This is a genomic window from Sulfuricurvum sp., from assembly GCF_041651515.1.
Classification (GTDB): domain Bacteria; phylum Campylobacterota; class Campylobacteria; order Campylobacterales; family Sulfurimonadaceae; genus Sulfuricurvum.
This window is the reverse complement of sequence record NZ_JBAZJF010000004.1, coordinates 349882-363635: the sequence shown is the minus strand read 5'-3', so window position 1 is coordinate 363635 and position 13754 is coordinate 349882. Positions and strand designations below refer to the sequence as shown.

The following is a 13754-nucleotide window of genomic DNA, read 5'->3' as shown; positions in this document are numbered from 1 at the left end:
TAAAAGTGATAAGCTCTAGGTATTTTAAAAATTGAGAGAATAGATGCAAGAGAGTGTGGCTGATCAGCCTTTAAAAGAGCAATTAAAACTGCGTCTTCGAGAGAGTGATCCGACATATCGATACTATAAAACAATTTTCAACCTAACCAGTGATTTGATTGCGCTGAGTGACGGGGATCTGATCATCGATGCAAATAAAGCGTTTATTACCTTTTTTGAAGGGATCGGGGTCGATGTCTTTGCTTCTTCTTTTCTCCTTTCAAGCCGTTTTGAAGAGATTGAAAAATACGGTTATGTGTATGAAGGCTACCAGGGAAAACGGTGGTTTGAGACCATATTACTGGGTGAAAAAGAGCATTATCGGGTAGGTATTACTGCGCAGGACAAGGTATATACTTTCAACCTCTCGGTATCGCCTATCGATTTGGTTGAGGGGGTCTACGTCGTAACCCTTTCTGACGTAACCGAGATGATGGGGTACCGAAGCGTTCTCGAAGAGGGGCTTCGGACAAGTGTTCATGATAAAGAGGAAGCACAGCTCTTATTGGAACAGTATGATCATGCCATTAATGTTTCCAATCTGGTGGCAAAATGTAATCTTGAGGGAAAAATCATTTATGCAAATGATGCCTTTTGTCACACCCTTCAATACACGCACGATGAACTTATGTATCAGCACGCATCCATACTCTTTTTTTCCGACTCAGAACCTATATGCCAAAAAGCGGCATGGACAGAGTTAGAAAATGGCGAAATATGGAAAGGAGTTTTGAAAAACAAAGGGCGCAGCGGCAGTGTCCATTATTTTGACAGTACTCTGTTTCCGTTGAAAAATCAGGAAGGCAAGGTTATCGAAATCCTCTCGATTCGGCATGAAATCACTGCGATGATGGAGGCCAAAGAGGAGGCGATACGGACGCTTGAAGCTAAAACGAAGTTTTTTGATCAAGTATCGCATGAATTGCGGACTCCTCTTAATGCGATAGTCAATTTTACCGATCAGGCATTAGAGAGTTTTGATGAGATGTTTGAGTATGAAGAGAGTCGTGAGCTGGTAAAACTGTATTTGGAAAGGGCCTATAAAAATTCGCAAAATCTTTTGTCCCTGATTAATTCGCTTTTGGACATAGCAAAGCTCTCTTCGGGTAAAGAGACTTTTGCGATTGAGCAGTACGATGCCGTCCATTTGGTTCGAGAAGCGTTTGAAAATTGTACAAGCCTGAATAAAAATACCAAGGTAGACTACACCCTTAATATAAATGTTACTTCAGCATTGATACAGTGCGATCCCTTTAAATTTAGACAGGTCATAACCAATCTCATTTCCAATGCGTTTAAATTTACCCATGCCGGATTTATTGACGTGCGGGTAGATGAAAGGGATGAGGTGTGCAGTATAGAAGTTGCAGACAGCGGAATCGGGATACCGAACGACAAACTCTCTTTTATCTTTGAACCGTTCCAGCAAGCCAGAGAGGACGATGTGGGAACCGGTTTGGGACTGAGTCTTGTACGGGAGTATTCTCATGCGATGGGATTTATGTTGGAGGTCTCTTCTGCTGAGGGGGCGGGGTCATGTTTTACGCTGAAACAAAAAAAATCAACGAAAGAGGGGGATAAATGGGTCGTTTAAAACTGCTGATTGTAGATGACGTCGAAGATAACCGTTTGGTTTTAAAAGCTATTTGTCGTAAGATGGAAGGGTTTGATATCAAAGAGGCGTGTGACGGGGTTGAAGCGGTGGAGATAACCGATGAATGGCACCCTCATATCATTTTGATGGATGTTATGATGCCTCGAATGGATGGATTTCAAGCCGCAAAGATTATAAAAGAGGCGCATCCGCAAACGCTTATTATGGTTGTGACCGCAGTCATCGATCCTCATATGGAAGAAAATATGGCTTCCATCGGGGTAGCGGCTTACATTCACAAACCGATTGATAAAGAGTTGATCCGCTTTAAACTGGAAAGCTTCGGGGCATTGATCCGTTCCAAAAAAGGAAAGTTCAAAAAATTATCGGAAAAAGAGGCGTTAAACCCTTTTAATGCGGATATCCGTCATTTCAAAACTATTTTTGATATTGATGATGCTGAGGGGATGATGGATTTTGGAATGTGGGTGTTGGGGCGTTGCGAAGAGAAAACGACCCTCTCCTGCACCAAAATAGATGCGGCATTAGGCCTTTTTTACGAACTGATGCGTCATGGAACCCGTGATGGGCAATCTCTCTCTATCATTATCGAAGAGAGTTTTGAAGAGATGTATGTCACGATGAAGTTTGAAGAGAGTATGGAACTCAAATCCAAAGCCATGGCTTTATTGAATGAGTTGGGCGCGGCATGCATTGTGCGAGAGAATATCGTATGCGTCCGTTTGGGAATGCATCATGAGAATAGCGTTGAACTACCTCAAACGGTTGCGGTTTCACCGGTAAGACCGGTAGAAATTTCACTCAAAAGTGCTGAGCCGACACCTTCTCCCCTGGTGGCAAATGAACCTGAAGCGGCGCGGGAAGTTCGGGTGATTCACTCCAATGAACAACAGATGCTTCGACAAAGTTTTGTCCATAAAACGACGGCGGCGGAATACATCCGTGAGATCGGTGGAGATGTTTTGGATGAAATCCGTGATTTGGCAAGCTTGGATGAAGAGTGGAAAGAGAAACTCGGTGCTCTGGAGGATGAGCCTTCTGCGCAAAATCTTCGCAACTTTATCGATGGTGTTTTGGGGGTATACGTCGGCGCTATCAATAATTTGTTTGAATTTACCGCATTGGCCTATGCCCTTTCGTCTCTGGGATCATTCTTAAAAGAGAATGCCGACATGATTATCGGTGATCCAAAAAAGCTTAAGACCCTTATTATGCTGATGGAGCATTTAGGGACAGATTTGGCATCATGGAGGGATCATATCTTCGGATTACAAGATGCGGGAGATATTCACTATCTCGACAGCTCATTTTTCAGTTCATGTATGCAGATCGAAGGAATTATAGGCGATAAAGTTATGGAAGCCGAAGATGACGACGACGGCATGGAATTTTTTTAAAACACACTTCAAGGAGGAAATATAAATGGCTAAACGGGTAATTATTGTAGACGATTCCAGAGCGGTTATTGCTACGGCAGAACTTGCGTTGGAAGAGATGATCGGCAGCGGGGTGATTGAGTTTAAATCGTATCTCAATCCTGTAGAACTTTTGAGTGCATTGGAAGCGGGGAGTGAGAATTTTGATTTGCTTATCAGCGATGTCAATATGCCGGAGATGAATGGATTGGATTTGGCCAGAGCGATCAAAGCGGATGAGCGATACAAAACCAAACCGATCATCGTCCTTACTACCGAGAGCTCTAATGAGATGAAAATGGCAGGTAAAGAGATCGGGGTGACGGGCTGGATGGTAAAACCGTTTAGCGACGATAAGCTGGTGAAATCGTTAAAAATGGTATTAGGGGTATAAGAATGGAAAAAAACCCTGCCCAAACACGACGAGAGCGGTATTTGACATTCTTTTTGGGTGAAGAGCAATACGGTATTGCGATCGATCGGATTAAAGAGATCATTGCATTAATGAAGGTGACCTCTGTCCCAAAAACTCCTGAGTATATGAAAGGGGTAATCAACTTGCGCGGATCCATTATTCCGGTCGTTGATACACGGTTACGTTTTGGGATGGAGGTTCAGACGGAGACAATGCATACGTCGATCATTATCGTCGAAGTGGATAAGGTGAACATCGGCTTTATCGTTGACCGGGTGGAAGAGGTGGCTTCTATCGATACCGCCCATATGAGCGAGCCTCCAAAATTCGGCAGTCATATTGATACCGATTTCATTTGTGCAATGGCACAAATCGAAGAGAACGTGGTAATGATATTGGATGTGCTCAAGCTTTTCGAAGCCGATGAGCTTGTGAGTTTGGAACAGATACAGCAAAAACAGACAAGTGAGGGAGAATAAGTATGAATTGGTTAGAAAAGATGGTACTGCGAAGTAAATTAGTATTGCTTACTGCATTTATGATGGTTGCATTATTGGCGATTGGAGCAATCACCCTTAATTCAGTTAATCTTTGGAAAGCTGAAATCAATGAGATAGGGGTTGTTCGGGTTCCGTCACTGCTAGGATTGATGGATATGCGGGCGGGAGCTATTCGAGTTGCGTTACAGCAAAATAGAGTTCGCGGTTTGTTGGATGACCCTGCACGCTCAGGTAAAATTGCAGATGCTGTTAATCAAATAAACAAAGCGTGGACTGTTTATGAACGAGGATATAAACTCTACGCTCCACTTCCGCAAACTCCGGAAGAGGCAATACAATGGAAAGAGTTTGAAGCCAATTTTGCCGAATGGCGTGATATGTCTAAAAAAATTCAAAATGAGGTTATAGAACCATTAACCCATAATACGAATAATGATCCTGAAGTAACGAAGATTATATATGACAAAATGACAGTATTTATTGAAGAAAGCCGAAAAATCCGAGATGCATATAGTAGCAATCTGGATAATATCATTAAGATTAATGCAGATGTTGCTGATGCATCAGTGGCAGAAGCCGTAGAAAAATCCTCATCAGCTGTGATATGGAGTAGTGTTATTTTGAGCGTATCCTTATTGGTTGCCATTATCCTTTCTATTTTGATTATCCGCTCAATAACCCGTTCCATCCAGACGAGCGTCGCTTCTATCCGTGATGGGGCAATGCAAATCACCTCGGCAAGCGATCAAGTAGCCTCATCGTCTTCGTCGCTTGCTCAAGGGGCCAGTGAACAGGCAAGCAGTGTTGAAGAGGTAAGTGCAACCTTAGAAGAGTCCACCGCCATCAATACGCAAAACACCGATAACGCACGTCAAGCCGATATTTTGGCGAGAAATGCTAACGACTCGGCCCGCTCAGGGTACGAAAAAGGAGAACAGCTTTCTCGCTCGATGCACGCGATTACCGAATCAGCGGCTAAAATTTCCGGTATCATTAAAACGATCGACCAAATTGCCTTCCAAACCAATCTCCTTGCTCTTAATGCAGCTGTTGAAGCGGCTCGCGCGGGTGAACACGGTCTGGGATTCGCGGTGGTTGCGGACGAAGTACGTAACCTCGCCCAACGCGCTGCATCGGCGGCTAAAGAGACATCGGTTATTATCGAAGAGGTCGTAGGACAAATCAAAGAGGGGAACGAAATCGCCCTCGCAACCCACACCTCATTTCAAGAGATTGTAGAACAAAGCAAAAAAGTATCTGATCTGATCGGCGAAATCGCGATTGCCGGAAAAGAACAAGCCGAGGGGATGACGCAGATCAACCAAGCCATGGGTCAAGTCGATCAAGTGACCCAACAAGTTGCCGCTAATTCCGAAGAAGCCGCTGCAGCCGCCGAAGAGCTAAACGCGCAAGCGACTGCTATGATGGAAACGGTTCGTATCCTCGCCGCTATGGTGGGGATGGAAAGTGATGCCTCTTCTCACGCTCCTCGCAAAGTGAATCTGCACCACTTGGATCCAAACCCGGTTATTGTTCACCGAACCCCCTCTGCTCAACGTAAAGTAATCTCCTCGGCATCCAAAGCCGAGAATATTTTTCCTCTCTCTGAGGACGATTTGAAAGAGTTCTAAGATGCAGTTCGACGGTGACGTCCTCACCATTGGACTGGATATGAGTATGGAGGAGATACGGGAGTTCGAACAGTTCGTTCGACCCCGTCTTGAGTATCTGGAAACCATAGAGATAGAGGAGGGGACACTGCTTCGCAGCAGTGCTTTACTGGCTCTATTGGTCAGTTTAAAACGGACCCGAAATGATTTAAAAATCCCTTTTTTAGACCAAGGATTTATCATATCGGGGGTGTATGGAACACTGCATTGGATGGGTCATGACTAAACAAGAACAAGTCAAAGCGATATTTATCGAAGAGGCGGGGGAGATTATCGAAAAGCTCGATGTCAATATCCTCCGCTTCGAAGAGAACTCTTCCGATTTCGATCTGCTAAACGAAATATTCCGAGGGGTACATACCCTAAAGGGAAATGCCAATGCCTTCGGCTTTACCCGCTTGGGAGAGTTTGTCCACCATTTTGAAGATGTGCTCGATCACTACCGCAGTACCAAAGAAGAGGTGGAAGAGCACCATCTCGAACTCTTTGTCGGAAGTGTGGATGTGATCAAAGCGGTCATGGAGTGTGAACTCGATGCTCTTACGGATCTCCCTGCGGATTATGCCGGATGTTTGGAGAAGATTAAAGCACTGATCGCCTCAAAAAAACCGGGGGCAGAGCCTATAGCCGTTGAAGAAGCGCCTACGGTTCTGAATGACTTGGCAGCAGAATTCGCCCTAAGCGGCGAAGAGCAGATGGATAATTCCATCGCCAACACGATTAAAAAACTCCAAGCCTCTCAAAGGGAGGGATTAAACCTCTACCGTGTCGATCTAACTCTCGATGCGGATTGCTACAAACGGGGATTTGATCATCTGCTCTTTCTCAAACTTTTGGGTGAAAAGGCAGTCTTTTTAGAGAGCTTCTTTGGTATGGAAGCGATCCGGCCACTCGAGGGATTCGCGTGTGATGAAAACGTATTTAAACACGTATGCGCCATCATACTGACCCCGCAAACCCTCGAAGAGGTGGAAGAGAATTTCGAATTCTTATTCGATCATGAGTACACCGTAACACGCATCGTCCAACCGCTCATTGAAAAAGTGATCGAGGAAGTAAACCCGGTTGTTATGGAGGAGAAAGACCAAGAGGTTCAAAAAGGGAGTGCCAAATCAGCACCTGCCGCTTCGGCGCTAAATGCCACTGCACCCAAATCAACGATCCGTATCGATACTTTCAAACTCGATGAACTCTTCGACTCGGTAGGCGAATTGGTCATTGCGCAAAACTTTATCGCTCAGAACGAAAAGATCCGATCCATCGAAGATGAATCGATCAGCCGGGCGATCGAAACCCTTTCCAAGATTACGAAGCGGATTCAAGACCGTGTTATGAGCCTTCGGATGGTCGCGATCCGCGATACGTTTGACAAAATGAAACGGGTTGTCCGCGACACCTCGAAAAAGACCGGAAAAGAGCTTCATCTTCATGTGCTGGGAGAAGAGACGGAAATTGATAAAACGATGATCGACAGCCTTTCCGATCCTCTGATCCATATCATCCGTAATGCGATTGATCACGGGTTGGAAGCGGACGCGGATGAGAGAATCGCTGCGGGTAAAAAAGTGGAGGGGACTATCACCCTTCGAGCATACCACAAAAGCGGCAGTATCGTTATCAGTGTCAGCGATGACGGGCGCGGGATTAACAAAGAAAAAGTATTTCGAAAAGCGATTGAACGGGGTATTATCACCGGAGAGGAAAACCTAAGCGATTCTCAAATCTTCGGTCTTATTATGCAGCCGGGGTTTTCCACCGCCGATACGATCAGTGACCTCTCCGGTCGCGGTGTCGGGTTGGATGTGGTCAAAACCTCGATCGAAAAACTGCGCGGTAAAATCGAAGTAGATTCCAAAGAGGGTGAGGGGACAACCTTCTCGATGGTTCTTCCTCTGACGTTGGCTATCATCGACGGTATGTTGGTACAAGCGGCGGGAGAGATTTATATCATCCCAACTCTGAGCGTTGTAGAATCGTTCCGACCGGAGCGGGAGATTGTCCATGCCCTCAAAGAGAAAGGGGAGTTTGTCTCCCTTCGCGGTCAGCATATTCCGGTCATCCGCCTGAGCGATGTGTTTGATCTCCCTACCCATCGGATTGAGCCGTGGGAAGGAATCCTTGTCTGCGTCGAAACGGAAGCGGGACGGATCGCTATTATGGTGGATGAGCTCGTAGGGCGTCAACAAGTGGTTATTAAGCCATTAGGTAAATCCTTGGCACGCCTCAAAGAGATCTCCGGCGGAGCGATACTCGGAAGCGGTGATATCGCCCTTATCCTCAACGTCGATGAGTTGCGTCCGCTGATCGAGACTTCCCATGGTTGAGATCGAACTGCGTCCCGAGGAGTTTGACCTTTTTCGCCGTTATATCTATGAGAAGGTGGGAATCTCCCTCTCAGAGCAAAAAACCACCCTGGTCAAAGGGCGGCTGAACAAACGGCTGCATCAGTTAAACCTCCCAAGCTTTCGTGCCTATTACGATTATTTGGTACACGATGAATCGGGAGAGGAACTGTCTCTCTTTGTGAGTGCCATCTCTACCAATGTCACTTCGTTCTTCCGAGAGGGGGCACAGTGGAAATGGCTGGAGGAATATCTCACAGCACTGGTTGCTTCCAAACGAGATAAAAAGATACGAATATGGTCGGCAGGATGTTCCAGCGGAGAAGAACCCTACACGATTCTTATGTTCTTGCAGCATCATCTAAAGGATTTCGAGCAATGGGATATCAAAATCCTAGCCACCGATATCTCCGCCAAAGTGCTTACCAAAGCCATAGCGGGAGAGTATGAGGCTAAATCGGTCGAGTCACTTTCCAAAGAGATTATTCACCGCGCCTTTGACAAAGTTCGTACCGAGAGCGGGGCAATCAGCTATTGTGTAGCTCCGCATCTAAAAGAAAAAGTGATGTTTCGTCTCTATAATCTTGTCACCGATCCGTTTTTCTTCAAAAACAAATTTGACATGATTTTTTGCCGAAATGTTATGATCTATTTCGATGATACGACCCGGCATGATCTGATCGAGCGATTTAGTACGCTCCTTCCCAAAGGGGCTCCTTTGTTTTTAGGGAGTTCCGAATCTTTGACGAGCCATCGTGAAACCCTCAAACTTTTGGGTTCGTCAATCTATCAACGTTTATAAAGGGTTCGTATGGACAAAACAGAACATGCTATGGCTCTAAAAGAGGCCAAGTTTGATATTAATGAACTCTTTTTTTCGATTACCGATCAGGAGAGTACTATCCTCTCGGGCAATGAAGTCTTTGTCCGTATTAGCGGGTATAGTAAAGAGGAATTAATCGGAAGCTTTCATAACATCGTTCGCCATCCGGATATGCCGAAAATTATATTTAAGACCTTCTGGGATTATTTGAAGGCAGATAAACCGATTGTCGCGTATGTGAAGAATCAAACCAAAGAGGGGAACTATTATTGGGTTCTGGCATCGGTATTTCCTCTCAACGATCAGTACGTATCGATTCGGATCAAGCCCACAACTAAACTTTTCGCAGCAGCAAAGGAGCTCTATTTTAAATTGCTTATGGCCGAGAGCCGAGGGGGAATGGAGGAGAGCGGAAACATTTTACCTGAGCTCTTAAGGGCATTGGGATACGAAGCGTATGAGCACTTTATGCGCGATGCATTATTAGACGAGCTCAAAGAGAGACAAACGCTTGTTTCCAAAGTGGATATCAATAACAATTATAATGAGCCGTCGCCCTCATTGCAAAAACTGAGAACCGTTCACGGGTATAGCTGTGAATTGATGGATCAATACGATGCGTGGTTTGATAAGATCGATTTGTTTACCGGCGTTAAATCGACGTTTGAAGAAAAAGGGTATAAATTACGGGAATTGGCCCGAGACATTGTCTTTTTATCATTAAACGCTTCGGTTTCGTCGTATAAAGTTGAAAATGGCGGAGAAACATTCGGTGTACTGGCGCGAGACATCCGTTTTAATGCCAAAGAAAATGATGCACTAATCGCGGATATCGATACCGTAGTGCAGCAGTTTTCCGATTCATTAAATGCTACGGTTTTTTCGGTTTCTGCAATGCGGTTGCAAATTGAGATGGTGACCTATTTTATCCAAGAAGTATCCTGTCAAAACAACGATACTCAGATACCGGGATTAATTGAGAATATCTGTACTTTGATGGCGCTTGTTGTTACGTATTCTGAGAAATCGAAACAGGTTCAGCTTGAACTGGATCACCAAATTCAAGGGGCACTGAAGTATTTAGACCAACTCGAGCAGCAGATGATGTATTTGGGGTATATCCAAATTTACGGCATTATTGAAGCGGCCGGAAGTCATGACGAGTCGGTACGGTTCGGTGTGATATTTTCACAGCTTAAAACACTGGTACAAGAGACGACACATGAGATTGAAATTATGCAAAAAATGGGGCAAAATTTTAGCGCAGAAAACCGTCTTTTGATGAAAAAGTCGGAGGGGATCGATATCATATTGAATCGACTGCACGAAGAGATGTTGTCAATCAAAAAAATGGAACACTAATATGGATGAAGTAACCTTTTTAAGCCGTAAAATACTGGATCTCAATAAACAACTTATTGAGAGTGAAAAGGCAAAATCACGCTTTTTATCCCTGATTGCGAGTGAGCTGAACAATCCGATGACAGCCTTGTTGGGGATGATTCCCCATTTAGTACCGCCAAGCGGTGATCCTCGTGAAGCTGTTTTTGAACTGGTTCATGAGGAAGCCCTGCTGCTGGACTCTCGTATCCAAAATCTTGTAGCCGCTTCTGAAATAGAGGGGGGGATCATGGATTTTACGTATGCATCGGTTGACCCAAAAAGCCTTATTAAAGAGGCGGCTGAGGGATTCAAATACAAGTTAAAGGCTAAAAATATTCTCCTTACGGTTGAGAGTACGTTACAAGATAAAATTGTTTCTGACCCTAAAAAACTCTATCTTATTCTTAAAAATCTTGTTGCCAATGCATGTGATTACGGAACATCCGATAGTGTCGTCAATGTGGATATATCCCAAAATGACTCCGCTATCATCATCGCCATTAAAAATCACGGGGAAGGCCCAAAAGTAGAATTCAAGCCTCAAGTCTTTACCCGTTTTGCCCACGGTACGGAAGGATCGCATGGATTAGGATTGGGGTTAAGTATTGCTCGTGAATTGTGTGAGCGGCTGGGTGGAAGTATCGATTATAATACCGATGCAACTACGGTTACCTTTACGGTAACCTTGCCGCTGCAAGCTGCATTGGCCGATTCAGAAGCCTGCGGTTCAAACGAATTTTTATTTGAGTCGTTTGATGGCGCGATAGAACTCTGATGATTCACGGAGCTTCTACTTTTATTCATGTCGGACAGATACATGTGGACAGTGCCCCCTCGGCAATCTCGACCGTTTTAGGGTCGTGTGTGGCTGTTTGTCTCTATGATAACACGCTTGGAATCGGCGGCATGAACCATTATCTACTCCCTTTTTGGAACGGCAATGGCCTGCAATCACCGAAATTCGGTAATGTTTCGATTCCGAAACTGATCGAATCCATGATGGCAAAAGGGTCTACGAGCCGAACTATTGAAGCCAAGATTTTCGGCGGTGCATCGATGAACATCGGTGCAAGCGAATCCATGATGATTGGTCAGAAAAACATACTGGTTGCCAAAGAGATTTTAAAAGAGTACAAAATTACCATTGTCGCCGAAGATGTCGGCGGACAAAACGGACGAAAGATTCAATTTGATTTGGAACGGGGGAAAGTGCTTCTGAAGTACACGTCCCGCAGTACAATAGGGGAACAAGGATAATGGTATGGCTATACGGGTATTAATCGTCGATGACAGTGCAACAGCACGAGCGGTATTGCACGATATTTTAGATTCAGAACCCACAATTCAGGTGGTGGGAACTGCGTCCGATGCTTACATTGCACGGGATAAAATCGTTGAACTGCGTCCCGATGTCGTGTGTCTGGACGTAGAGATGCCTCGAATGGACGGGATCACTTTTTTAAAGAGGTTGATGCATTATATGCCGATTCCGGTTGTTATGGTATCGTCCCTTACTCAATCGGGTGCTAAAACCACTTTGGCGGCACTTGAAGCGGGAGCAGTCGATTTCGTTGCTAAACCCCACTCTCATATTTATGACGGCAAAGAGGAGATGCGCGATGAACTTATCGCCAAAATAAAATCGGCGTCAAAAGCAAAAGTGCATCAGCATATCCTCCGTGATATGGGACAAGCCAATACCACCTCGCTTGTAGAAACAACCAACAAGATTTTAGCGATCGGCGCTTCGACCGGAGGGACAGAAGCTCTCAAAGATGTCCTGATGGGATTACCGCGTAACGCTCCGGGTACCATTGTCGTTCAACATATGCCGGCCAATTTTACCGGCCCTTTTGCCGAACGGCTGAATTCTTTGTGTGCCATGGAGGTGCGTGAAGCCCGTAACGGAGATTCAATTACTCCGGGATTGGTGCTTATTGCACCGGGGGATTATCATATGGTGGTACGTCGCTCAGGAGCACGGTATTACGTCGAAATTGGAAGCGGCGATAAAATATCGGGTCATCGTCCCTCTGCCGATGTACTTCTCAACTCGGTTGCCAAAATCGCCGGAGCCAACGCTATCGGTGTGATTCTTACAGGTATGGGGGCAGACGGAGCAAAAGGGCTTTTGGCAATGCGCAATGCAGGTGCTAAAACACTCGGTCAAGATGAAGCGAGCTGCGTGGTTTATGGGATGCCGAAAGTGGCATATGAGATAGGGGCGGTAGAAAAACAATTACCTCTGCATAAAATAGCCAACGGAATTCTAGAATCGCTCTAAATTCTTATCAAAAATAATGTAAAATTATGCGGGTGTTTGCACGATACCCTAAATACATACAAAAAAGAGTTCAATGCTCACGATTAATGATACGGTAATTCCTGCGGGTGATGAGGAACTGGGAGATAATCTCCTATATTATGACTACAATATTGATCACCTCCTTTCGCTGGAAGCCAAAGGGCAAACGATGGAGGATGAATCGTATGTAAGCGCTTTTCGCTCATTTGAGGGGGAGGTGTATGAAAACTACATTTACGAAAAGTTACTCCGATACGCTGCCGCTGAACCGACCATCAAAAGCTTTATCATCAAAGGGCCGCATAAGCACCGTACCCGTGCGCAAAGCGATGCCCTTTCTGTCAGCTGGAAGGGGCAGATTATCTATCGTGCCCGCCACAAAGAGATCGGAGAGTTCGACGGACTTCTTTTCACCGATAAAGAACTCTATTTTGTGGAGATGACCCTCGTAAAATCGGTGAGCAATCTTAAAAAACGGCTGCGTAAAAAGCGGGCATTGCTTGAAGTCTTGTTTCCTCGTTACAACGTCAAGGCATTATTGGTCCTTAACGAAGGGGCAACGGGGACATCCGATCTGCCGCCGTATGCTTCGGTTTGGCTTACCAAACCTTACAGCGCACGCCATATTTTTGAAGCTCTGAGCACCAAAGCTCCCCGCGCGCCGATGCGTCGTGTAGAGAGTCCTAAAATTGCTCATGCCGAAGAGATCAAAATCGCTTCTTTTAAATATTACGCCACCCTTACGTGGATGTTACGTTCTTTGCGTGCTAAGAGTCCGATTGATATGGAATTTTTTACTCGGGGGGCGACACAACGCTATCACGATATTTATACCAAAGTGTATGTAGGGTATTTATCCGTAAGTGATTTTAAAACCCTTGCTCCCACCCTTTCCTTCGAGGGGAGCAATGCCACGCGTGTCGTTGTAGCTATCGAAAAAGATCACTCCGGAGGCTATTTTATGACCTATTTTATCCGACACGGTGCAAAAAAACTTGATAATGTGACGCTGGTTTCCGGGGCGAGTAAAACAGAGAAAAAAGATCCTTTCGGGATTACCCTGACCGAGATGAATCATTTGGACAAGGTTATGGATCAGAGCTTTCTCCTAAGTCTTGACGAACATAACGAGATTGAAAAACAGATAACTGCTATTCGGCATAAATAACGTTTTTTTCTCTTGATTTTTATTTTTCACGAAAAATTCATTATCTCTTCGTATCATACGCGCGAATATTGATCCCATT

At 45.1% G+C, this 13754-nt stretch carries 13 protein-coding genes; all 13 read left to right on the top strand.

The genetic code is table 11. The features are described 5' to 3' along the window. Positions 1–43 precede the first annotated feature (43 nt). The gene (locus WC407_RS09880) at positions 44–1633 is read left to right on the top strand and encodes a PAS domain-containing sensor histidine kinase (RefSeq protein WP_373022464.1); all 1590 of its coding nucleotides are present in this window, start codon (positions 44–46) and stop codon (positions 1631–1633) included. After that, positions 1621–3051 carry a response regulator gene (locus tag WC407_RS09875; RefSeq protein WP_373022463.1) on the top strand — a complete coding sequence of 477 codons (1431 nt, stop codon included), beginning with the start codon at positions 1621–1623 and terminating at the stop codon, positions 3049–3051. Before WC407_RS09880 ends, WC407_RS09875 begins: the two co-directional genes overlap by 13 nt. Before the next feature lie 25 nt (positions 3052–3076). Continuing rightward, positions 3077–3463 carry a response regulator gene (locus tag WC407_RS09870; protein WP_373022462.1) on the top strand — a complete coding sequence of 129 codons (387 nt, stop codon included), beginning with the start codon at positions 3077–3079 and terminating at the stop codon, positions 3461–3463. A gap of 2 nt (positions 3464–3465) precedes the next feature. Beyond that, positions 3466–3963 carry a chemotaxis protein CheW gene (locus tag WC407_RS09865; protein ID WP_373022461.1) on the top strand — a complete coding sequence of 166 codons (498 nt, stop codon included), beginning with the start codon at positions 3466–3468 and terminating at the stop codon, positions 3961–3963. A gap of 2 nt (positions 3964–3965) precedes the next feature. Continuing rightward, positions 3966–5615: a methyl-accepting chemotaxis protein gene (locus WC407_RS09860; RefSeq protein WP_373022460.1), complete on the top strand. Its 1650-nt coding sequence runs from the start codon at positions 3966–3968 to the stop codon at positions 5613–5615. A 1-nt stretch (position 5616) separates the two neighbouring features. Continuing rightward, on the top strand, positions 5617–5880 hold the full coding sequence (locus tag WC407_RS09855) for a hypothetical protein (RefSeq protein ID WP_373022459.1): 264 nt from the start codon (positions 5617–5619) through the stop codon (positions 5878–5880). After that, the gene (locus tag WC407_RS09850) at positions 5873–7978 is read left to right on the top strand and encodes a chemotaxis protein CheA (protein ID WP_373022458.1); all 2106 of its coding nucleotides are present in this window, start codon (positions 5873–5875) and stop codon (positions 7976–7978) included. The genes WC407_RS09855 and WC407_RS09850 overlap by 8 nt, the downstream gene beginning before the upstream one ends. Continuing rightward, on the top strand, positions 7971–8798 hold the full coding sequence (locus WC407_RS09845) for a protein-glutamate O-methyltransferase CheR (RefSeq protein ID WP_373022457.1): 828 nt from the start codon (positions 7971–7973) through the stop codon (positions 8796–8798). Before WC407_RS09850 ends, WC407_RS09845 begins: the two co-directional genes overlap by 8 nt. Before the next feature lie 9 nt (positions 8799–8807). Further along, positions 8808–10181 carry a PAS domain-containing protein gene (locus WC407_RS09840; RefSeq protein WP_373022456.1) on the top strand — a complete coding sequence of 458 codons (1374 nt, stop codon included), beginning with the start codon at positions 8808–8810 and terminating at the stop codon, positions 10179–10181. Between the two features lies 1 nt (position 10182). Next, positions 10183–10977, top strand: coding sequence for a sensor histidine kinase (locus tag WC407_RS09835; RefSeq protein ID WP_373022455.1), 795 nt, complete (start codon positions 10183–10185; stop codon positions 10975–10977). After that, entirely contained in the window at positions 10977–11459 is a 483-nt protein-coding gene (locus tag WC407_RS09830) for a chemotaxis protein CheD (RefSeq protein ID WP_373022454.1), read from the top strand. The genes WC407_RS09835 and WC407_RS09830 overlap by 1 nt, the downstream gene beginning before the upstream one ends. A gap of 4 nt (positions 11460–11463) precedes the next feature. Then, positions 11464–12486 (top strand): chemotaxis response regulator protein-glutamate methylesterase, encoded by a 1023-nt coding sequence (locus WC407_RS09825; protein ID WP_373022453.1) that lies wholly within the window; start codon positions 11464–11466, stop codon positions 12484–12486. Between the two features lie 73 nt (positions 12487–12559). Continuing rightward, positions 12560–13675, top strand: a complete 1116-nt coding sequence (locus WC407_RS09820) for a hypothetical protein (protein ID WP_373022452.1) — start codon at positions 12560–12562, stop codon at positions 13673–13675. Positions 13676–13754 lie beyond the last annotated feature (79 nt).